The sequence below is a fragment of the Gemmatimonas sp. genome, assembly GCF_044344655.1.
Classification (GTDB): Bacteria; Gemmatimonadota; Gemmatimonadetes; order Gemmatimonadales; family Gemmatimonadaceae; genus Gemmatimonas.
Window position 1 is genome coordinate 1 of record NZ_JBIJCN010000041.1, and the last position, 19,081, is coordinate 19,081.

The 19,081-nt window shown below is 67.5% G+C and carries 16 protein-coding genes; 13 read left to right on the forward strand and 3 right to left on the reverse strand.

Annotated features, from left to right (window positions below; genetic code table 11):
- The 13 genes from rpsF to ACIQ51_RS10980 all read left to right on the forward strand — a co-directional run.
- Window positions 1–270: 30S ribosomal protein S6 (gene rpsF, locus ACIQ51_RS10920; protein ID WP_396205073.1), on the forward strand; the 270-nt coding region annotated here is incomplete at its 5' end.
- A 3-nt stretch (window positions 271–273) separates the two neighbouring features.
- Window positions 274–495 (forward strand): 30S ribosomal protein S18, encoded by a 222-nt coding sequence (rpsR, locus tag ACIQ51_RS10925; RefSeq protein ID WP_396205074.1) that lies wholly within the window; start codon window positions 274–276, stop codon window positions 493–495.
- 2 nt (window positions 496–497) lie between these two features.
- Window positions 498–1,649, forward strand: a complete 1,152-nt coding sequence (locus ACIQ51_RS10930; protein ID WP_396205075.1) for a DUF2232 domain-containing protein — start codon at window positions 498–500, stop codon at window positions 1,647–1,649.
- An 84-nt stretch (window positions 1,650–1,733) separates the two neighbouring features.
- Window positions 1,734–2,177: a 50S ribosomal protein L9 gene (rplI, locus tag ACIQ51_RS10935; protein WP_396205076.1), complete on the forward strand. Its 444-nt coding sequence runs from the start codon at window positions 1,734–1,736 to the stop codon at window positions 2,175–2,177.
- A gap of 186 nt (window positions 2,178–2,363) precedes the next feature.
- The gene (gene rsfS, locus ACIQ51_RS10940; RefSeq protein WP_396205077.1) at window positions 2,364–2,744 is read left to right on the forward strand and encodes a ribosome silencing factor; all 381 of its coding nucleotides are present in this window, start codon (window positions 2,364–2,366) and stop codon (window positions 2,742–2,744) included.
- Window positions 2,745–2,791: 47 nt separating this feature from the next.
- Window positions 2,792–6,046: a hypothetical protein gene (locus ACIQ51_RS10945; RefSeq protein WP_396205078.1), complete on the forward strand. Its 3,255-nt coding sequence runs from the start codon at window positions 2,792–2,794 to the stop codon at window positions 6,044–6,046.
- 53 nt (window positions 6,047–6,099) lie between these two features.
- Entirely contained in the window at window positions 6,100–7,602 is a 1,503-nt protein-coding gene (locus ACIQ51_RS10950; RefSeq protein ID WP_396205079.1) for an SPOR domain-containing protein, read from the forward strand.
- Window positions 7,599–9,011 (forward strand): SPOR domain-containing protein, encoded by a 1,413-nt coding sequence (locus ACIQ51_RS10955; RefSeq protein WP_396205080.1) that lies wholly within the window; start codon window positions 7,599–7,601, stop codon window positions 9,009–9,011. The genes ACIQ51_RS10950 and ACIQ51_RS10955 overlap by 4 nt, the downstream gene beginning before the upstream one ends.
- Entirely contained in the window at window positions 9,011–12,580 is a 3,570-nt protein-coding gene (gene smc / locus ACIQ51_RS10960; RefSeq protein ID WP_396205081.1) for a chromosome segregation protein SMC, read from the forward strand. The genes ACIQ51_RS10955 and smc overlap by 1 nt, the downstream gene beginning before the upstream one ends.
- Window positions 12,577–13,656, forward strand: coding sequence for a hypothetical protein (locus ACIQ51_RS10965; protein ID WP_396205082.1), 1,080 nt, complete (start codon window positions 12,577–12,579; stop codon window positions 13,654–13,656). Before smc ends, ACIQ51_RS10965 begins: the two co-directional genes overlap by 4 nt.
- A 23-nt stretch (window positions 13,657–13,679) precedes the next feature.
- Window positions 13,680–14,438: an MBL fold metallo-hydrolase gene (locus ACIQ51_RS10970; protein WP_396205083.1), complete on the forward strand. Its 759-nt coding sequence runs from the start codon at window positions 13,680–13,682 to the stop codon at window positions 14,436–14,438.
- A 20-nt stretch (window positions 14,439–14,458) separates the two neighbouring features.
- Window positions 14,459–15,484: a 3-deoxy-7-phosphoheptulonate synthase gene (aroF, locus tag ACIQ51_RS10975; RefSeq protein ID WP_396205084.1), complete on the forward strand. Its 1,026-nt coding sequence runs from the start codon at window positions 14,459–14,461 to the stop codon at window positions 15,482–15,484.
- Between the two features lie 114 nt (window positions 15,485–15,598).
- On the forward strand, window positions 15,599–16,285 hold the full coding sequence (locus tag ACIQ51_RS10980) for an outer membrane lipoprotein carrier protein LolA (RefSeq protein ID WP_396205085.1): 687 nt from the start codon (window positions 15,599–15,601) through the stop codon (window positions 16,283–16,285).
- 42 nt (window positions 16,286–16,327) lie between these two features.
- Here ACIQ51_RS10980 and ACIQ51_RS10985 read toward each other — a convergent pair whose 3' ends face one another.
- The 3 genes from ACIQ51_RS10985 to ACIQ51_RS10995 are packed head-to-tail and all read right to left on the reverse strand — an operon-like array spanning window position 16,328 to window position 19,020.
- Window positions 16,328–17,956, reverse strand: a complete 1,629-nt coding sequence (locus ACIQ51_RS10985; protein WP_396205086.1) for a S41 family peptidase — start codon at window positions 17,954–17,956, stop codon at window positions 16,328–16,330.
- Window positions 17,949–18,677, reverse strand: a complete 729-nt coding sequence (tmk, locus tag ACIQ51_RS10990; RefSeq protein ID WP_396205087.1) for a dTMP kinase — start codon at window positions 18,675–18,677, stop codon at window positions 17,949–17,951. The genes ACIQ51_RS10985 and tmk overlap by 8 nt, the downstream gene beginning before the upstream one ends.
- Window positions 18,670–19,020, reverse strand: a complete 351-nt coding sequence (locus ACIQ51_RS10995) for a YlbF family regulator (protein ID WP_396205088.1) — start codon at window positions 19,018–19,020, stop codon at window positions 18,670–18,672. The genes tmk and ACIQ51_RS10995 overlap by 8 nt, the downstream gene beginning before the upstream one ends.
- Window positions 19,021–19,081 lie beyond the last annotated feature (61 nt).

Consider the following 19,081-nt stretch of genomic DNA (forward strand, 5'->3'; position numbering starts at 1 on the left):
CTCGCCGAACCGGCGACGATCGAGCACTGGGGCCGTCGTCAGCTCGCGTACAAGATCGGCCGTCACGAGAACGGCTACTACGTGATCAGCAACTTCACCACGGCGCCCGCCGTGCTCCCCGAGTTCGAGCGTGCGCTCAAGCTCGACGAGAGCGTGGTGCGCTACATGGTGACGCTGTATGAGCACGAGCTTGGGGCCCCCAAGCTCTCCGACGAAGAGCTCGCCTCGCGCCGTCGCGCGGGCGATGATGACGACGACGACGAGGATTAATCCATGCGCCGCCAGAAGAAGCCCTGCCCGGTCACTGAAGCGGGCATCCGTTACGTCGATTACAAGGACGACCGCCTCCTCGCCCGCTTCATCTCGGACTACGGCAAGATCCTGCCGAGCCGTTTGAGCGGTGTGGATGCGCGTCATCAGCGTCAGCTGTCGAAGGCCGTGAAGAAGGCGCGCTACCTCGCGCTCCTTCCGTACGTGAAGGGCCAGACGGCGTAAGCATGAACGGAGCGGTCGCGCCGGACGTCGCCGCGACCGCTCCACAGGAGCGTCGATGGCGCTGGTTCGTCTTGGGCATGTTGCTGATGGTCGTCGTGACCGCCGCACCGGCCTGGCCGCCAGCCCTCGCGCTTCTTGCCGGAACGATCCGGCTCCTGCTCCCCGTCGAGCAGTTCGCGCTGATGGTGCTGGTGGCCATCGCGAGCTGTGCGATCGTGGGATGGTGGGCTGGTGGACGCCTCGTGCTGGGCCTCGTCTGGGGGTTGGCTGCGGGGTACGTGGTGTGGAAGGTGCCGCTCCCGTTGTCGGGCTATGGGGCGTTCCTCCGCGGTTGGGCCGTCACGTTGGGCGCCGCCTTCGGGCTGGTCTGCCTAGCGACAGCGTCCCGGCCGTTTCTCACCCGGGCGTTGGCGGCAGTGGCGCTCTCCGGAGTGATCACCGCGGTCGGCTTCTCCACCCGCGCACCGGCTGGGATGAGCGCCTTCGCGGCGCCGGCCCAGATGCTGTCGCAGGAGTATCAGGAGCGCCTCGGTGTTTCGCTCGATGCGTGGCGTGGCCGTACCTCCACGGAGTCGTGGCGCCGCTTTGCGCAGCGATTCCCCGAGGCGGTCGAACGCACGCAACGTTTCGAAGGCGTGCTAGTCGTGCTTGCCGAACCGCAACCGGCTTCCTCGGCGGTGGGCGGTTCGCGTGTGGCGCCGCTGGTCCGGTTGGCTCCGACGTTGTTAGCGCTGGAGAGTCTGCTGGCGTTGGCTCTCGGCTGGGCCGCGTATCATCGCCTCACGCGCGCCCGGATCGGGCCGCCGCTCGGGGCGCTGCGGGATCTGCGGTTCAACGACCAGTGGGTGTGGGGGTTGATTGTCGGTGTCACGGTCCTGCTGCTCCCGTCGCTTGTGGAGTGGCGGACCGCCGGTCTCAACCTCGTCGGGTTTTTCGGGACGCTCTACGCCCTCCGGGGCGCCGGGGTCCTTACGTGGTACATCCCTGATCGGGCGGCGGTGTGGGTGCTGCTCGCATTGGCGGTGCTGGTCCCGGTCCTCGGGCCGGTGTGGGTGCTCGGGGCGCTGCTCACGGTCACCTTCACTCTCGGACTGGGTGACACCTGGCGCGACTTCCGCGCTGGCGCGGGTTCGCGTCGGCCGTGGTCGCCCTGAGGCTTCACCAACCGGGGCCGGATCCGCTGGTCCCCGATCTTTTCCGTTTCGCAATTCTTTCACCGGTTCGACCCGGAGTTCCCCATGGAAGTCATTCTTCGCAACGCCGTCGACAAGCTCGGACATCCTGGTGACATCGTCTCCGTGTCGCCGGGCTACGCCCGCAACTTCCTGCTCCCGCGCGGTCTCGCCTACGAGGCGACGGCCGGCAACCGCAAGCGCATCGCCAGCGAGAAGAGCCGCCTCGAGGCCCTCGAGAACGAGCGCATCGAAGCCGCCAAGGCGATCGCCGACAAGCTCGCCGAGGTGTCGGTGACCTTCGCGGCGCGCGTGGGCGAAGAGGGCAAGCTGTTCGGCTCGGTGACCACGGCCGACATCGCCCATCAGCTCGAGGCCCAGGGCTTCAAGATCGAAAAGCGCCAGATCGAGCTCAACGAGCCCATCAAGACGCTCGGCATGTACAAGGTCGGCATCCGCCTTCACGCGGACGTGCACCCGGAAATCAAGGTGTGGATCATCAAGCAGTAAGCCGCACCCGCCCGGTCCGGGCGTGCCATCGGAAAACGCCGGCCGGTACACAGGCCGGCGTTTTCCTTTTCCCCCACGGCGGGCAGTAGCCAGAACGCCGACCCGACGGCAACCTTCATACAGGCGCCGGGGTACTCCACGTGCTCGTGGATCTTTCCCCGATGCCACGCTCTCACCTGTACAGACATGGCTGAACGCGCCCCGAGCCCCGGAGAACCGATCGCCCGCCAGGCTGCCCGCCTCGCGAGCGAACTCAAGGCCACGAACATCGTGGTCCTCGATCTCCGCGGAGTGACGGATATGACCGACTTTTTTGTGATCGCCTCAGGCACCTCCGATACCCATGTCCGCGCGGTGGCGGAACACATCCAGGCAGGGTTGAAGGGATCTGGGGTGTCTACCACGATGACCGAAGGCCTCACGCAGGGTCGCTGGGCATTGCTCGACTATGCCGACTGCGTGATCCACGTGTTTCATCCAACGTTACGGCAGTTCTACCAGCTCGAGCGGTTGTGGAGCGATGCCACACCCGTGAAGCTGCCGGCCGACATTACGCAGGGAGCCTAATCTCCATGGCGCAGGCGCAGCGGTGGTCACGACTCGGTTCGGCTCTGATGTTCGCGGTCACCGCGCTCGCGGGCTCCGCCTCGTTGGCGCCGCTGCCGGCGCAGGGGTATTTCGGGCAGAACCAAGTGCAGTACGATCGCCTCAACTGGCGGGTGATCGAGACCGAGCACTTCCTGGTGCACTACTATCCGCAGATCGCCGACGTCGCCCCCGACGCCGCGCGCATGTCGGAGCGCGCGTACGCGCGGCTCTCGCGGCTCACGGCGCACCAGTTCCGCGAGAAGAAGCCGGTGCTGATCTTTGGCTCCTCCGGCGACTTCGCGCAGAGCAACGTATTCGGTGACCTGGGCGAAGGCACGGGTGGTGTGACCGATCCGCTGCGCCAGCGCATGGCACAGTTCTTCAGCGGTGACTGGGCCAGCTTCGAACATGTGCTCATCCACGAAATGGTGCACGTGTTCACCTTCGACATTTTCTCGCGTGGCCGCGCCGGTGCCGGCCTGCAGAACCTGGCGATGGTGAACCCGCCACTCTGGTACATGGAGGGGTTGGCGGAATATCTGTCCATCGGCCCCAACCATCCGTGGACCGACGCGTGGGTGCGTGACGCCGTGGTGAACAACACGCTCCCCACCATCGCGCAGATGACAGAGCGGCCCGACAAGTACTTCCCCTACCGCTACGGGCTATCGCTGTGGCAGTACGTGGGGGCGCGCTGGGGCGATGAGGTGATTGGCGAAATCATGAACGCCACGCCGAGCCTCGGCATCGATCGCGCTTTTCGCCGGGAGATCGGCCTGTCGCTCGAGGAGTTGAGCGCCGAGTGGAAGGCGGCCATGCAGTCCAAGTATCTCACCGCCGTCGCCACCCTCGATCGGCCGCGCAGCTTTGCGGAACCGCTGCTTACGCAGTCGCGCACGGGAGGCTTCCAGAACACATACGTGGCGCCGGCCCTCTCCGACGATGGCAAGTACATCGCCTATGTGGGCTACGGCAGCTTCCTGCGCGGCGAGGTGTTTCCCGAGCTGTTCCTCGCCGACGTCAACACGGGCAAGCGCCTCAAGCGCCTCGTAAAGACCACCACCAACCCTGACTACGAGCAGCTGCGCTTCATCTACTCGCAGCCGTCGTTCTCTCCCGATGGCAAGCTGCTGGCCTTCACCGGTCAGCGCGGCGGTCGCGACGTCCTCTACGTGATGGACGTAGCGCGCCGGACGGTGATTCGCGATTTCGACTTCGCGCTCGACCAGGTCCTGAGTCCGAGTTTCTCCCCCGATGGCCGTCGCATCGTGTTCAGCGGCATGCGTCGCGGCGCGAGTGACCTGTACGTGGCGTCGCTCGACGCCCCGGGGTACACGCAGCTCATGAAGGACACGTACGGTGATCTCTCACCGGCTTGGTCGCCCGATGGCAAGACGATTGCCTTCGTGACTGAGCGTGGCCCCGATACCGACATGGAGATCCTCAAGATCGGTCCGTGGCGCGTGGCCCTCTACGACTTCGACACCCAGAAGGTCACACTGCTTCCCAATCAGGGCGGCCGCAACATCAATCCGCAGTGGGCGCCCGACGGTAAGTCGCTCGCGTTCATCTCGGATCGGACGGGCATTGCCAACATCTTCCTGTACGATCTGACCGATCGCGAGCACTACCAACTCACGAACGTTTTGGGTGCCGTCACGGCGGTGGCCGAGCAGTCGCCGGCGCTCACGTGGGCGCGCGGGGCCGACCTCATGGCCTTCGTGTACTACGAGAAGACCGACCATGCGATCTGGAAGGTGCAGAACCCGCGCAAACTGAAGAAGCAACCATACCGTGATCCGATGGTGGTCGCCGAGCGCCCCATCCGTGATGCCGGCAGCGGTGCAGCGGCCGGCGGCGCCGGTGCGGCAAACGCCCGTCCGGTCGACCCCACCGCCCACCTGCGCCGTGCCACGGTCACCGACACCGCCGCGGCACGTCAAAGCTTCTATCGCCCCAGCACCGGGGTCGCCGCCCGCGTGTCGTCGGAGCTGCCGGCCAGCACGCTCGCCCGGCAGGCGGAAACGATCAGCGTGAAGGCGATGCTCGACAGCTTCGACTTCAACCTGCCCGACACGACCCGCCTGAGCGACTCGCGCTACAAAGGCAAGCTGCAGCCGGAGTACATCGCGCAGCCCAGTATCGGCTACCAGCAGGGCGGTTTCGGTCAGGGCACCTATGGCGGTACCACGATCGTGCTGAGCGATCTGCTCGGTGATCGTCGCCTGGCGTTGTCGGGGTCCATCAACGGCCAGCTCTCGGATGCGCAGGTGTTCGCGGGCTACACCAGCCTCGGCCGCCGGCTGCAGTACACCACGGGGGTGATCCAGCAGCCGGTGTACCTGATCTCGAACTTCTTCGAGGCGCCGATCAACAACAGCCAGACGCAGTTCGTCCAGTCGCAGGAGATCACGCGCCTGGTGATGCGCCAGGCGTTCGCCGCCGGGCTGTATCCGCTCAACCGCTTCACCCGTTTCGAGCTGGGCGCACGCTTCCAGAACGTGGACCAGCAGGTGTTTTCGTTCAACCGGCAGGTGGACTACGCCTTCGGCTACGCTACCGGCTTCGAGCGCGGCCCGACGCGGAACGTGGCGTCGGCCAATACGATCTCACCGTACCTGGCGTTCGTCACCGACAATACGCTGTTCGGCTTCACCGGCCCCATCACGGGCCGCCGTGCGCGTTTCGAGATCGAGCCGAGCGTGGGGACGTGGCGTTGGACGGACTATCTCGTGGATGCCCGCTCGTACATCCCGATTCTGTTCAACTACATCACGTTTGCCACGCGCTTCACTGGCAGCATGTCGGTGGGGCGTGACGAGGCGCGTTTCCCCAAGTGGATCGGGCGCCCCGACTTCGTGCGCGGCTACAACCGCGAGGACATCAACACGGTGGGCTGCTCCGGGCTGCCGAGCGACGATGGCTCGACGTGCAGCACGGCGGAGCTGATCGGTAGTCGTGTGGCGTTCGCCAACGCCGAACTCCGGTTTCCGATCCTGCGCCGCTACGGCACCCGCACCAACCTGCTGGGCGGCCTCCCGCCGGTCGATGGCCTGTTCTTCTATGACGCCGGCGTGGCATGGTCCCAGGGGCAGAGCGTGAGCGTGGACCGGCCGGCGACCTACAACGTGGACCAGCAACGCGCGCTGCTCCGGAGCTACGGGTTCGGGCTCCGGATGAACCTCTTCAACTTCGCGATCATCCGGTGGGACTGGGCCAAGCCCGTAAGCCGGCCGGGCGCGAAGGGGTTTGGCACGTGGTTCTTCGGGGCGAGCTACTAGCCCCCATTTCGCAACCCCTCCCTTCCCTCTCGCCCGCGGGGTATTTTTCCTCCGTGCGCACGCTCTTTGCGACGGCGCTCGTGCTCCTCGCGTGCGGCTGTGCGGATCGCTCGTCCCGCCCCTCTGGAGCCGGCGCCCCTCCCAGTATTCCCGGCGGTCCCGACCCCATTGTCCTGCGCGTCACGCGCGACGGGGGCAGCATGACGGCTGCCCGCTATCCGGCCCTCGATACGGTCGTGTGGCGTTCCGCCGCGCGCGTGCCGGCCCTGGCCCGGATCATTGCCTTCGGCCCCGACGACGGGTATCTCGCCGCCATCGACACCGCCGGAGCGCCCGTTCGGGTCGACCTGCGCATCGGCTCCGTGACCACGGTCCGCACCGATACCGTCACCGCGGTGTCGAGTGCCGACGGCGGCTCCATCTACGGCCTGACCACCCGCGGCGAGATCACCCGCTTCACGCCGAGCGGGGGGGATTGGCGTTTCACGCCGTCGCTGCCGGCGCAGGCGCTGTACGCGCAGGCCGACGGCTCGCTCATCGTGGCTGGCGCCAAGGGTGACCGTGCCATCGTGTGGCGCGTGCGCCCGCCGCAGCAGACGCTCTCCGACAGCGTGTCCTTCGCCATCGGCGGCGAGGAGCGGGCGCTCCGCCAGTCGCTCAGCGAAACAGCCGGCTCGGTGGGCGACCGAGTGTTCTTTGGCGGCAACGAGCTGGTGGCCGCCGTGCGCACCCGGGATCTTGGCAAGGCGCTCGAGGTGGACATGGGTGATCCCGTGCGGGCCATTGCGGCCACGCCCAGTGGGGATCGCCTGTTCGTATCGCTCGACGGCGAAGACGTGCTGCGCGTGGTCGACCGCTTCGAGGAGGGCGTGACCGGCAAGATTGCGCTGCCCGGTGAGGCACGCGACCTCCGCATGGATCCCATGGGGCGCGTGCTCCTCGTGCGTGGCAACGCCGACTCGGTGTTCGTGGTGAGCCTGGCGAGCGACGACGTCATCGGCGTGGTACGGAGCGAATGGCGGGGTGACCTACCGCTCGTACTTCCCGACGCGGCCATCGCCGTCACGCGTGGCCCCGACGTGGTGTTCGCGCATCCGGCTACGCTCGCAGACATGCGGGTGATCACGGGAGGCGCCGCCACCTTCTGGCATACGATGCGATGGAACGGGTTCCGTCCCCGTGCCGCCGGCCTCGATCAGCCCGTGCAATTCCGCACCAGTGCCCCGCGCGATTCGGCAGACCTGCCGGACTCGCTGCGGCAGCCCGCTGAGAGCACGACCACGCGCTCGGCGGTCCGGGCTGACAGTGCGGGACCTGCCGCCGCGGTGTCGTCGCAGTTCACCGTCTCGTTCGCCGCGATCCTCGACGAGAAGCAGGCGCGCGCCCTCGCCACCCGCATTCGCGTTGACGGGCAGTCGCCGCGCATCACCACCTCGGAGCGTGCCGGCAAGACGCTCTATCGTGTCGTGCTCGGTCCGTTTCCGTCACGCGCCGAAGCCGAGCGGGTGGGCAAGGCCTCGGGCCAGAGCTACTGGATCTTCGAGGGCGCCCCGTGACGGCCCCAGGGTCACTGCTCGTCTCGTGGGAAGCGGAAGGGCGTCGCCTCGCCCCCCTGCTCGACGGCCTGTGCGCCGTGGTCATCGCCGCCAATGATCCGTCCATTGCGGTCAGCGTGGCCATCGGGGTGGCACGTGCGCAGGGGCAGCGGCGACGGGTCACCATCGCCGACCTGATCGGCGAGTCTCCGGCCATCGAGTCGCAGCTCACCGGCGATGATCCGCATGGCATCACCGACAGCTTCCTGTACGGCGTCTCGCTCAACAAGATCGCGCGCCCCATGCAGGGGATCGACAACGTGTTCCTGATGCCCAGCGGCACTGAGCCGGTGGATCATCACGAGGTGTACGCCAATGATCGCTGGCGCCGCCTCGCCGCAGGCTTTCACCAGGTGGGGGCGCTGCTGATCGTCGTGGCGCGTCCACAGGTGCCAGGCTTCGCCGAGCTGTGCAGCTATCTGGGGGCCCTCATGCCGGTGGGCGCCCCAGCGTTTCCCACGCCACCGGGCATCCCGCTCATCGCGCCGCCGCCACCGCCGCCAGCAGCCGTGGCGGAGCCCGCCGAAGCACCAAAGCGTGAAAGCAAGGCACGGGCACGTCAGGCGGCACAGGAAACGTCGGAAAGCCGCACGCGCACGCTCATCGTGGTGCTGATCCTGCTGGCTGCCGCAATCGTCGCGGTGGGTGCCTTTTGGCCGCAACTCTCGGCGCGACTGCCCGCGCCAATCGCGGCGTTCTTCACACGCACGGCCCCCGCCCCGGACAGTGCCGCGATCGTGGTACCGCCGACACCCATGGACAGCGTACCGGTGGTCGACAGCCTGCGTCGCGATTCGCTCGGCAACCTGATCCCCAGCGACAGCGCGACGGCCGGCCTTGCCGACAGCACCAACGCGGCGATGCTGGCCGCGCCGCTGCTTCCCGTGGCCAATCCCGCCGACAGCGCGGCCGCCTCGCGTTACGCCGTGTACTTCGCCACCGCCAATACCCGGGCAGGCGCGATGCCCGACCCCAAGGTGCGCACACTCGAAGCCGTTGCCCTCTCGCCAGTCATGGAAGGGAGCGAACAGTGGTACCGCGTGACCGTCGGCGCGGCTGCGGCACGCGCCGACGCCGAGGCGCTCCTCGCGCGCCTCCGTACCGAGAAGGTGATCGGCTCCGGCAGCATTGTCTCGGTGCCCTTTGCGTTCCGCATTGAAACCAAGGTGACCACGAATCTCGTGCCCACGCGCCTCGCGGCGCTGGCCGCGCGTGGCATCATCGGCTATGCGCTCCGTCAGGACGACGGCAGCGCCACCATTTACACCGGTGCGTACGAGTCGCCGCTGCAGGCGACCGCGCTCGCGGATTCATTGCGCGCCGCCGGTGTCGCGCCTGTGCTGGTCTATCGAACGGGGAGAGCGTTCTAGTGCGTCTGACGAAACTCGAAGTACACGGCTTCAAGGCCTTTGCCGATCACCTGGAGTTCGTGTTCGAGAAGGGTGTGACGGCTATCGTCGGCCCGAACGGCTCCGGCAAATCCAACGTCTCCGACGCCGTGCGCTGGGTGCTCGGCGAGCAGCGCGCGCGTGCCATGCGTGGCGCCAAGATGGAGGACGTGATCTTCCACGGTTCATCGGCGCGCAAGCCGGTCAACATGGCGGAAGTGTCGCTCCACTTCGACAACACCGAAGGCGAGCTGCCCATTCCCTTCAAGGAAGTGGTGATCACGCGTCGCCTCCTGCGATCGGGCGAAAGCGAGTACCTGCTCAACCGCGCCCCCTGCCGCCTGCGCGACATTCAGGATCTGGTGCGCGGCACCGGCCTCGGCGCCGACTCAGGGGTGGTCATCGAAAGCAAGATGATCGACGCCCTGCTCTCCGATCGCCCGGACGAGCGTCGCGAATTGTTCGAGGAAGCAGCCGGCGTGGGCCTCTATCGTGACCGACGCCGCAGTGCCGAACGTCGCCTCGAAGAAACGACCACCGATCTCGCACGCCTTGACGACCTGATCAACGAAGTGCAGAGCCAGGTCCGCTCGCTCGCGCGTCAGCGCCGGCGTGCCGAACGTCATGCCGAGCTCACCTCGCGCCGCTTTGCCGTGGAACTTTCTCTCGCGGTACGCGAGATGGCAGCGTGGAAGGACGAGCTCGCGGCGCTTGACGAGCGGCTCGAAGCGCTGCGCGCCGACATGCCGAACGCGGAGGACTCGATCGCCACGGCCGAGCTGCAGCGGGAGGAGGCACACGCGGCGCGTGGTGCCGCAGAAGCGAGCCGCGTGGAGCTGGCGCGCCTGGCCACGGAACAGCGCGACAAGACGCAGCGGCTCGAGCGCGAGCTCGCGGTGGCCGAGGAACGGCAGCGCAGCACCACACAGCGGAAGATGCGCGCCGAACAGGAGCGGGAGGAGAACGAAGCGTTCGGGCGCCGCTTGCGCGAAGATCGCGAGAAGGCCGCCACCGACCGCACCACGCTTGAACAGGAGCTCACCGATGCTGGCGAAGCGCTGCACCAGCGCCTCGCCGCCGAACAGGTCGCCCGTGAGTCGCTGCAGCGCGCGCGGGCGGCGCTCGACCAGCTCGAGCGACAGGTTCGTGAACATCGCGATCAGGCGCGTCGTCTCGAACTCGATCGTGATGGCGCCGCCCGCGAGCAAGCCGACACACAGCAGCGCCGCGAGGCGCTCGAGGTGGAGCGGCAGAACCTCGCCGACGCCCTCGACTTGATCGAGCGCGAGCTGATCAACGCCCGTGAACAGGTCCAGCTCACCGAGGATGCGGCGCAGGAGGCGATGCACGAGTTGGAGGGCGCGCGCCTCGCGCACGCCACCGCCCGCACCGCCGACGGCGAGTCGCGTGCGATGCTCGCCAACGCGGTGGAGCTGCGCACCAATCTCGAAGGCAAGATGAACGCGCTCGCCGCGCTCGAACGCGAGCGTGTGGGGCTCGCGCCGTCTGCCGCCAAGCTGCTGAAGGAGAAGGACCGCTTTGGCGAGAACGCGGTCCTGGGCCCCCTGACTGACTTCGTGACCGCTGACGGCGAGACCGCGAAGCTGGTCGAGCGTTACCTTGGCGCCACGATGCACGCGATTGTCGTGCGTGATGCCGAAGTGGCGGCGGCAGTGCGTCAGTGGCACGCGCAGACGCAGCCTGGCCCCATCCTGCTCCTCCCGCTCGACGTCGTGGCTGAAATCGGCGCGGATGCCGACGCACTCTCGAGCAACGTGCAGTCGCAGGGCCCGGCGTCGCGCTGGGTGCGCGCCCTGCTTGGCAAGGTCCGCGCGCTCGACAGCGGTGACGCGTTCGTGGACGAACGTGGTGCGGTGTACCTGCCGGGCAATGCCGGCGGCCCCGGTCCGCTGCAGCGCCGTGCCGAGCTCACGCGACTCGAGAGTGACCTCGCCGCCGCCGAAGCGCGTCGCGACGAAGCCGCTCTGGCCGCGGAAGCCGCGCGCCTCGCGCTGGCCGAGGCGGAACGCGCGCAGCAGATGGCGGTGGAAAACAACAACCGGGCGCAGCAGGAATCGCGGCGCGCGGTGGAAGTGCAGAACGAGGTGGAGCGCCGCCGTGAGCGCGCCGAGCGCGAACTCGGGCAGTCGAGCGCCCTGGCCGAGCGGCTCATCGCGCGACTCGAGGAGCTCGAGCAGCGTACACGCCAGCTGGCCCAGCAGGCCGAGGCGCTGTACGCGCGTGCCGGCGAGGCCGACACCGACATCACGACGGCGCGGGAGGAGCTCGCGCTTTTGGAGCGGGAGCAGGAGCAGGCGCGCGAAGCGCGCGCCACGTGGCAGGTGGCCCAGGCGCAGGCGCAGGCGCGCCTCAGCGTGGCCATCGACCGCGAGAAGCGCCTGCTCGAAGAGGACAGCACGGCAGCCGCGCGCATTGAAGCGCTGGCCCGCGAGCTGTCATCGCTCAGCGACGCCGACCAAAGCCTTGCCCAGCAGCTCGACGGCTGGCGCACGGAATTGGACACGGAGCAAAAGAGTCTCGCCGACGCCGAAGGGCGTCTGGCGGAGGCGGAGCGCATGGTGGCTTCGGCCACGCACGCGTCGGATGCCTGCGAAGCCACGCTCAACGAGGTGCGGCGGCGCGCCACGGCACTCGGCGAGCAGCTCCACGGTGCGCAACTCCGGCACACCGAACTCGCGGGGCGTCGTGAAAACATCAAGTCGCGCCTCGAGACCGAATGGCGCCGGTCGCTCGACGACCTGCTCAATGGCTTCGAGGAGCTTGACCTCCCCACCGACGAGTTGCGAAGCGAAGCGGCCACGTTGCGGGCCTCGCTCGATGAACTCGGGCCGGTCAACCCGCTCGCCATCGAGGAACATGAGGAGGAGCAGCGTCGCCTCGAGTTCCTCACCAGCCAGCGCAACGACCTCGTATCGGCCAAGCAATCGCTGCATCAAGCCATTCGCGAAATCGACAGCACGGCACGGGAACTGTTCCTCGCGACCTTCACCCAGGTGCGTGAGAACTTCCGGCAGATCTTCCTGCGCATGTTCGGGGGCGGCGAGTGCGACCTGCGGCTGGAGAACCCCGATGCCCCGCTCGACTGCGACATCGAGGTGCATGCGTCGCCGCGCGGCAAGAAGACGCAACGCATCCACCTGCTTTCGAGCGGTGAGCGCGCCCTCGTGGCGCTGTCACTGCTCTTCGGCATCTTCCTGACGAAGCCCAGCCCCTTCTGCCTCATGGACGAAGTGGATGCGCCACTCGACGACCAGAACATCGGTCGCTTCGTGAAGATGCTCAATGACTTCAAGAGCCGCACGCAGTTCATCGTGATCACGCACAACCCGCGCACGACCAGCGAGGCGGCCGACGCGGTGTACGGCGTGACCATGCAGGAGCCGGGCGTGTCGAGCATCGTGAGTGTGCGCCTCCGCAACGGCCCGTCGATCGACGAGGAGGGATCGGCACCGGAGCCACGCGCGCTCGATGACGAGGCCTCGACTGAAGCCCCCGACGAATCGTCGGAGACGGAACCGTCGCCGGCGTGACGATGCGGCGCTGGCGGCTGCTCCGGCGGCTCTCCCTCGGGGCGACACGGTTGCACTTGGTGGCAGCGGTGGTCGCCCCGCTGGCGTTGCAGCCGGGCAGCCGGCTGCACGCGCAGGCGGTGGTCGTGGATGGGCCCACGCAAACCGTACTCCCCACGCTCACCCCCACCCTGCAGGTGCGCGCGATCGGGCTCGGTGCGGCGCGCCCCCTGCAGTTCACCCTGCAGGTGGCCACGAACGCCGACTTCTCCGGCATTCTCCTCGACAGCACGTTCAACAGCACCGACAGCACCGTCACCATCCAGATCACGCGACCGCTGCCGAGCGAAGCGACGGTCTATTGGCGCGTATTTGCGCGGTCGAGTCTGGGGGCGCAGGCGGTGTCGAGCAGTTCGGGGGCGCGCGTGGTGCCCCCGTGGCTCACCCTCGTCACGCCCAATTCGGCGTTGGGGGACGGCTTCAGCATCCGTCGGCCGCTGCTCGTGTGGAAGAGCGCGCCGGTGACCGCTGCCACGGGCGCGTGGCGCTATGACCTTGAGGTACTGGGCGCAGGGCGAGCAGAACTCGGCGTGACCAATCTGCGCGACACCACCTATCGCCCGTCCACCGACCTCCAGGCCAACACCTCCTACCGCTGGAATGTGCGCGCCTATCTCCCCAACGGAGACAACGTTCGCGTGTACAGCCAGGGCACGTTCCTCATCACGGATCCGCCCCTCCCCACGACCACGCTGCTCTACCAGAATTTTCCCAATCCGTTTCCCAGCGCCGCGGCATTCTCCACCTGTTTCTGGTTCGATGTGGGAGAGGGTGGTGCGGATGTCGCGCTCGACGTGCTCGACCTTCGCGGGAATCTGGTGAAGCAGATCGTCCCGGCGAGCGACGGGGTGCGCCGGTTCGGAGGCGGGCGCTACGGGCGCGGCTCACCGGGTGCGTCGAGCAACTGCGACTACCGCTTTGTGTGGGACGGTACCGCCACCGATGGGCGCACCGTGGCCCCCGGCGTGTACCTCGCGCGATTCCGTGCGAATAATGGTGTGCCCACGTTCCGACGGATCGTCTTTCAGGGGCGGTAGGCGCGCTTTCCCCGACCCCTCCCATGAAGCTCACCACCATCGGCACCGGCACCGCCGCGCCCCACCCTACCCGCGTGGGCTCTGCCCACCTCGTGGCCGCCGGGACCGTACGCCTGCTGCTCGACTGCGGCAGCGGGGCGGTCCACCGCATGGCCAACCTTGGCCTGGACTGGCGCAGCATCACGCACGTGGCGCTCACGCATTTCCATGCCGACCACATCGCGGACCTGCCCCTCCTTGTCATGGGGTGGCGCTGGGGCCAGCTGCCGCCACGCAGCGCTCCGGTCACGATCTATGGGCCGCCCGGCACCGGCGCGCTGCTGGAGCGCATGGCGGCCGTGTACGGCACCTGGATGCTGGCACCAGGCTTTCCCCTCACCGTGCACGATCTTGGGCCAGACGACGTCATCCGGCTCGATGACACCGTGACGCTCGAGGCCTGTCCGGTACCACATACCGCTGAGAGCGTAGCATATTCCATCAGTGAGGGAGCCACGCGCCTCGTGTACACCGGGGACACCGGAGAAAACGAGGCGCTCGGGGTCTGGGCGCGCGGGTGCACCGTGCTGCTCGCCGAGTGCTCCCTGCCCGATGCAATGGCCATTCGTGAGCATCTCACGCCACGACAGGCTGGCGCGTTGGCGGCACAGGCTCGGTGCGCGCGCCTGGTGCTTACGCACTTTTATCCGCCGGTCGAAGCCGTCGATATCGAGGGCGAGGTCGCGGAGCTTTATGCCGGCTCCACGGTGTGCGCCACCGACGGCTGGTCCATCGACTTCTAGAGTCTCACCAAGGACGTGACATGCTGGTCGTGATGCAGCCCAACGCTTCGTCTGCCGATATCGATCGGGTTTGCGAAGAGATCGCGCGTCAGGGCTTCAAACCTCTCCCGCTGCCGGGCGCCGTGCGCACGGCGATCGGTCTCCTTGGCGATGACGCCAAGGTGGATTGGTCGTATATGGAGGGGCTGCCGGGTGTATCCAGCGTGCTCATCGTGCAGAAGCCCTTTCGCCAAGCATCGCGTGATTGGAAGCCCGAGACCACGATCGTCGAGATCGCGCCCGGCGTGCGTTTCGGCGGCACCGAGGTGCCTGTGGTCGGGGGCCCCTGCTCCGTGGAAAACGCCGAACAGATCCTCACCGCAGCGCGTCAGGTGAGGGCAGCCGGCGGCGCCGCACTGCGCGGCGGTGCCTTCAAACCGCGTTCGAGCCCCTACGCATTTCAGGGGCTCGGCAAGCAGGGACTCGAGCTGCTCGCGCTCGCACGTCAGGAAACAGGGCTCGCCATCGTCACCGAAGCGATGGACGAACGGGGCGCCGACCTCGTGGCCGAATATGCCGACTGCATTCAAATCGGCGCGCGGAACATGCAGAACTACTCCCTGCTGCGTCACGTGGGCACACTCGGGAAGCCGGTGCTCCTCAAGCGCGGCATGGCCGCCACGATCAACGACCTGCTGCTCAGTGCGGAGTACATCCTCGCGGAGGGCAACCCCAACGTGATCCTGTGCGAGCGTGGCGTGCGCACCTTCGACAACGCCACGCGCAATCTGTTCGACCTCACCGCCATCCCGGTGGTGCAGAAGCTGTCGCACCTGCCCATCGTGGCCGATCCGAGCCATGGCACGGGACTACGCGACAAGGTCACCCCCATGGCGCGTGCCGCCGTCGCGGCCGGTGCCGACGGTATCCTGGTCGAGATGCACCCGACCCCCGATAAGGCGCTGTCGGACGGCGCCCAGTCGCTCCACCCCGATCAATTCACCGAGCTGGTGCGTCAGCTCCGGACGATCGCTACGGCCATCGCGCGTAGCATCACGACGCTCTGACGAACAGCTCGTGGGAGGCACGGAGGAACGGGGACACGGAGCGCATCACGCGGTCGGTCTCCGTGCTCACCGTCACGCCGTGAACCCCGATGGGCGTTTCCGGGTAATTCAGCCATGAACCAACAGCACACTTCCGCCTTCGTGATCGCGGTCATCGCGGTTGCGGTCACTTCGCCCGTCATTCTGCGCGCGCAAACCGGCGCCGAGATGGCGTATGATCGGGTGGCGCGGGCGTGGAAGGACACGCGCACGCTCGAGGCGAACTTCGACCAGAAGATCACCAACCCGATTATCGGGCGCACGGCCACGTCCAAGGGCGTGTTTCATCAGGAACGGCCGGGCAAGGTCAGTATCACCTTCACTCAGCCCGCGGGTGATCGCATCGTGGGCGACGGCAAGACGCTGTGGGTCTACCTCCCCAGCAGTGCGCCCGGACAGGTCCTCAAGCTGCCCGGCGATGCCGATGGTGCGATTGTCGCGGATCTGCTGGGGCAGTTGCTCGACTCCCCCAAGCGCGCCTTCGTCATCAGCGGCGGCGAAGCCGCGCCGGTGGAAGGACGGACCACCCGTCGTGTGCAACTGCTCCCGCGCGATCCGGATCGTGTGCCATTCCAGAAGGCGGTCCTGTGGCTTGATGACAAGGAGCCCCGCCCTGTACGCGTTCAGGTGGTCGATGATCAGGGGATCGATCGCACCATCACGCTCACATCCTGGACCCCCGGCGCCACCCTCGCGAAAGACGCCTTCACCTTTACCGTGCCCAAGGGCGTGAAGGTGTCCACGAAGTTGCCGGGGACCTGATCGTGGCCTGAGTGGGACCTGAGTGGGACCTGAGTGGGACGCTTACCGCTTCTCGAGCGTACCGAACACGTCTCGCGGCGTGCGTGATCCGGTCAGCAGCTGGGTTGCACGCAGCAGGGTGGCATCATCCTGTGAGCGCCGCATGAACTCGGCCTCGCTACCAAATGCCTGGCGCGTCATCTCGTAGCCGAGGGATCGCGCGATCCACGGGCCGGCGGCATCGTACACCCCGCGTGGCGGGGCCACCTTGCGCTGCAACAAGTCGGCGTAGAGTTCGTCGAGCAGCGCACGGGTGACCGACTCGTTCGGCGCCTTCATGCTGCGCCGATGCTCCAGACCGAGCTTCGACAGCCCGTCCTGATACGCGCCGAGATTTTTCCCCATGGCACGCGCGAGCGCCTGCACGGGCAGCGGCGCGATCGTGTCGCCCACCACTAGGTCTGGGGTGATGCCGCCCCCACCGAATACGGTGCGCCCGGCATCGGTGCGAAAGCGCGGACGGATCGTGTCGGGCAGCGACACCCCGCCGGTGTCGGTCTCTTCGTCCAACTCGTCGGGATCCTTCTCCGGCGCCCGGCTGATACTGCGCCCCACCGGCGTGAACCAGCGCGCGATGGTGAGCCGCAGCGCGCCGCCGTTGGAAAGCGGGTACACATTTTGCGCGCTCCCCTTGCCGAAGCTCGTCACGCCCACGACCACGGCCCGGTCGTGATCCTGGAGGGCGCCGGCCACGATTTCCGACGCACTCGCACTGGCGCGGTCCACGAGCACCGCGAGGGGCAGCGTCGGCCACCGCTGCGGCATCGAGTCGGCATACGTTTGCGGGGGGGTCCCGGGACGGCCGCGCAGCTGTACGATGCTCTGTCCGCGATCGAGGAACAGTTCAGCGACCGCCACGCCCTGCTCGAGCAGACCGCCGGGATTGCCGCGCAGGTCCATGACCAGCGAGCGCGCTCCCTGCTTCACCAGCGAGTCGACCGCGGTGGCCAACTCCTCGGCGGTGAACGCGTTGAACACGTTTACGTCCACGTAGCCGACGCCGTTGGGGAGGATCGCGGCACGTTGCACGGCGCGCAAATGCACCTTGTCGCGCGCGATCGTGAAGCTGATCTGCTGGTCGCCGCGCTGTACGGTGAACGTGACTGAGGAGCCCATGGGGCCGCGTACGCGCGAGGACACTTCGTCGCGGTCGAGATCCTTGGTGCTCTCCTTGCCGATGCGGATAATGCGATCGCCAGCCAGCACGCCGGCGCGCTCCGACGGACCGCCCAGCAGCGGCTCGATCACCACAGGCCAGCCGTCACGGATGTCGATCTGCAGACCGATCCCCGAGATGGTCCCGTTCATCTGCTCACTGAGCCGGCGGACACGCTCTTCGGCGAGAAACGACGTGAACGGGTCCTGCAATTCGCTCAGCATCCCCGCCACCGACTTGGCATAAATCGAGTCAGCGGGGAGCGAGTCCACGTACTTCTGCGCCACCGCAGCGACGACCTGATCGAAGAGGCGGGCGCCTCCCAGCGGCGCGCGCGCGGGCGATGCGGCGGCGGTGAGATCGCGACCGGCCCACCAGCTCCCTACGGCGAGCAGCGTGCCGAAGCCGAGGGCCACAACGAGCCCGCGTGCCCGCGGCCGCGACGGCGGAGGCGCGTCAGGAAATAGATCAGGCATGTTGGCTGGCCGTGAGAGCCGCGATGGACGACGCGGTGAAGCGCTCGGGCCAACGCGCCACCAGCATCTCGAGGCAGCGCACAGTCACCACGTCGGGCGACGCGTCGGCCGTGACCGCCACCACGCGGCCCACCTCGGGATGCGCATGCTGCCACGACGGCGCCAGCGCCGCCTCGAAGGCATCGCGAACCCGTCGATGAAAGGCCACGTCTTCCTGCTCCATGCGATCGGCGGTACCGCGGGCCTGCATGCGCGCCTGCGCCGTGTCGAGCGGCACCGACAGCAGCAACGTGAGATCGGGGGTGCGCCCACCGGTGGCGAGGGCGTTCACCTGACGAAGCGCAGGCATGGACAGACCACGCCCCGCACCCTGATAGGCGTAGGTGGAGAGCAGAAAGCGGTCTACCAGCACCACCGCGCCCCGCGCGATGGCCGGTTCGATCACGTCGCGCACCAATTGCGCCCGTGACGCGGCGAAGAGCAGCGCCTCGCTTTCCGGCGAGAGCGTGGAGGCCGGATCGAGCAGTAGCCGACGGATGGCGTCGCCCGCCGGCGTGCCCCCCGGCTCACGCACCGCCACCACGTCATGCCCGGCGGCCCGGAGGGTGTCGGCCAGCCGCGACCACTGCGTGGTCTTGCCCACCCCCTCCCCCCCCTCGAGCACCAGGAACACGCCCGCGCCATCCGTGCCGTTCATCTGCCGGTCCGTTGGTTCAGCCAAGGATGATCTGACTCGTGGCGCCCGCGCGGATGCCGTCGGCGATCCACTGGTTCACGCGCAGCATCAGCTTGTCGAAGTTGTCCTGCGCAGAGATCGCCACCTGATAGGCCGGATTCACTTGCACCTGCTGCAGGAGCGTATCGAGCTGCTGCTCCATGTCGCTCGTGGGCTCCTCGCCACGGTCGATCATGGCCTGTGCATCCTGACGGATCTTCTCCATCTGACGAAGGATCGTGGTGGCCTCGCGGTCGTTGTTGAGCGCTTCGCTCGAGCGCTTGACCGCCTTGTACTCGTCGCTCTGGCCGATCGTGCGGCCGAGATCCTTCGCCTTGTCTTCGAGCATGAAATCGGCCTCCCGGCCGCGTAGGGTTGTGCGTGACTATTGAGTGAGCCGCTGATGTACG

Bases quoted from the DNA above. Each gene is read 5' to 3' on its own strand.
- rpsR (WP_396205074.1), top strand. From the start codon at position 274: ATGCGCCGCCAGAAGAAGCCCTGCCCGGTCACTGAAGCGGGCATCCGT.
- ACIQ51_RS10930 (WP_396205075.1), top strand. From the start codon at position 498: ATGAACGGAGCGGTCGCGCCGGACGTCGCCGCGACCGCTCCACAGGAG.
- rplI (WP_396205076.1), top strand. From the start codon at position 1,734: ATGGAAGTCATTCTTCGCAACGCCGTCGACAAGCTCGGACATCCTGGT.
- rsfS (WP_396205077.1), top strand. From the start codon at position 2,364: ATGGCTGAACGCGCCCCGAGCCCCGGAGAACCGATCGCCCGCCAGGCT.
- ACIQ51_RS10945 (WP_396205078.1), top strand. From the start codon at position 2,792: ATGTTCGCGGTCACCGCGCTCGCGGGCTCCGCCTCGTTGGCGCCGCTG.
- ACIQ51_RS10970 (WP_396205083.1), top strand. From the start codon at position 13,680: ATGAAGCTCACCACCATCGGCACCGGCACCGCCGCGCCCCACCCTACC.
- aroF (WP_396205084.1), top strand. From the start codon at position 14,459: ATGCTGGTCGTGATGCAGCCCAACGCTTCGTCTGCCGATATCGATCGG.
- ACIQ51_RS10980 (WP_396205085.1), top strand. From the start codon at position 15,599: ATGAACCAACAGCACACTTCCGCCTTCGTGATCGCGGTCATCGCGGTT.
- ACIQ51_RS10985 (WP_396205086.1), bottom strand. From the start codon at position 17,956: ATGCCTGATCTATTTCCTGACGCGCCTCCGCCGTCGCGGCCGCGGGCA.
- ACIQ51_RS10995 (WP_396205088.1), bottom strand. From the start codon at position 19,020: ATGCTCGAAGACAAGGCGAAGGATCTCGGCCGCACGATCGGCCAGAGC.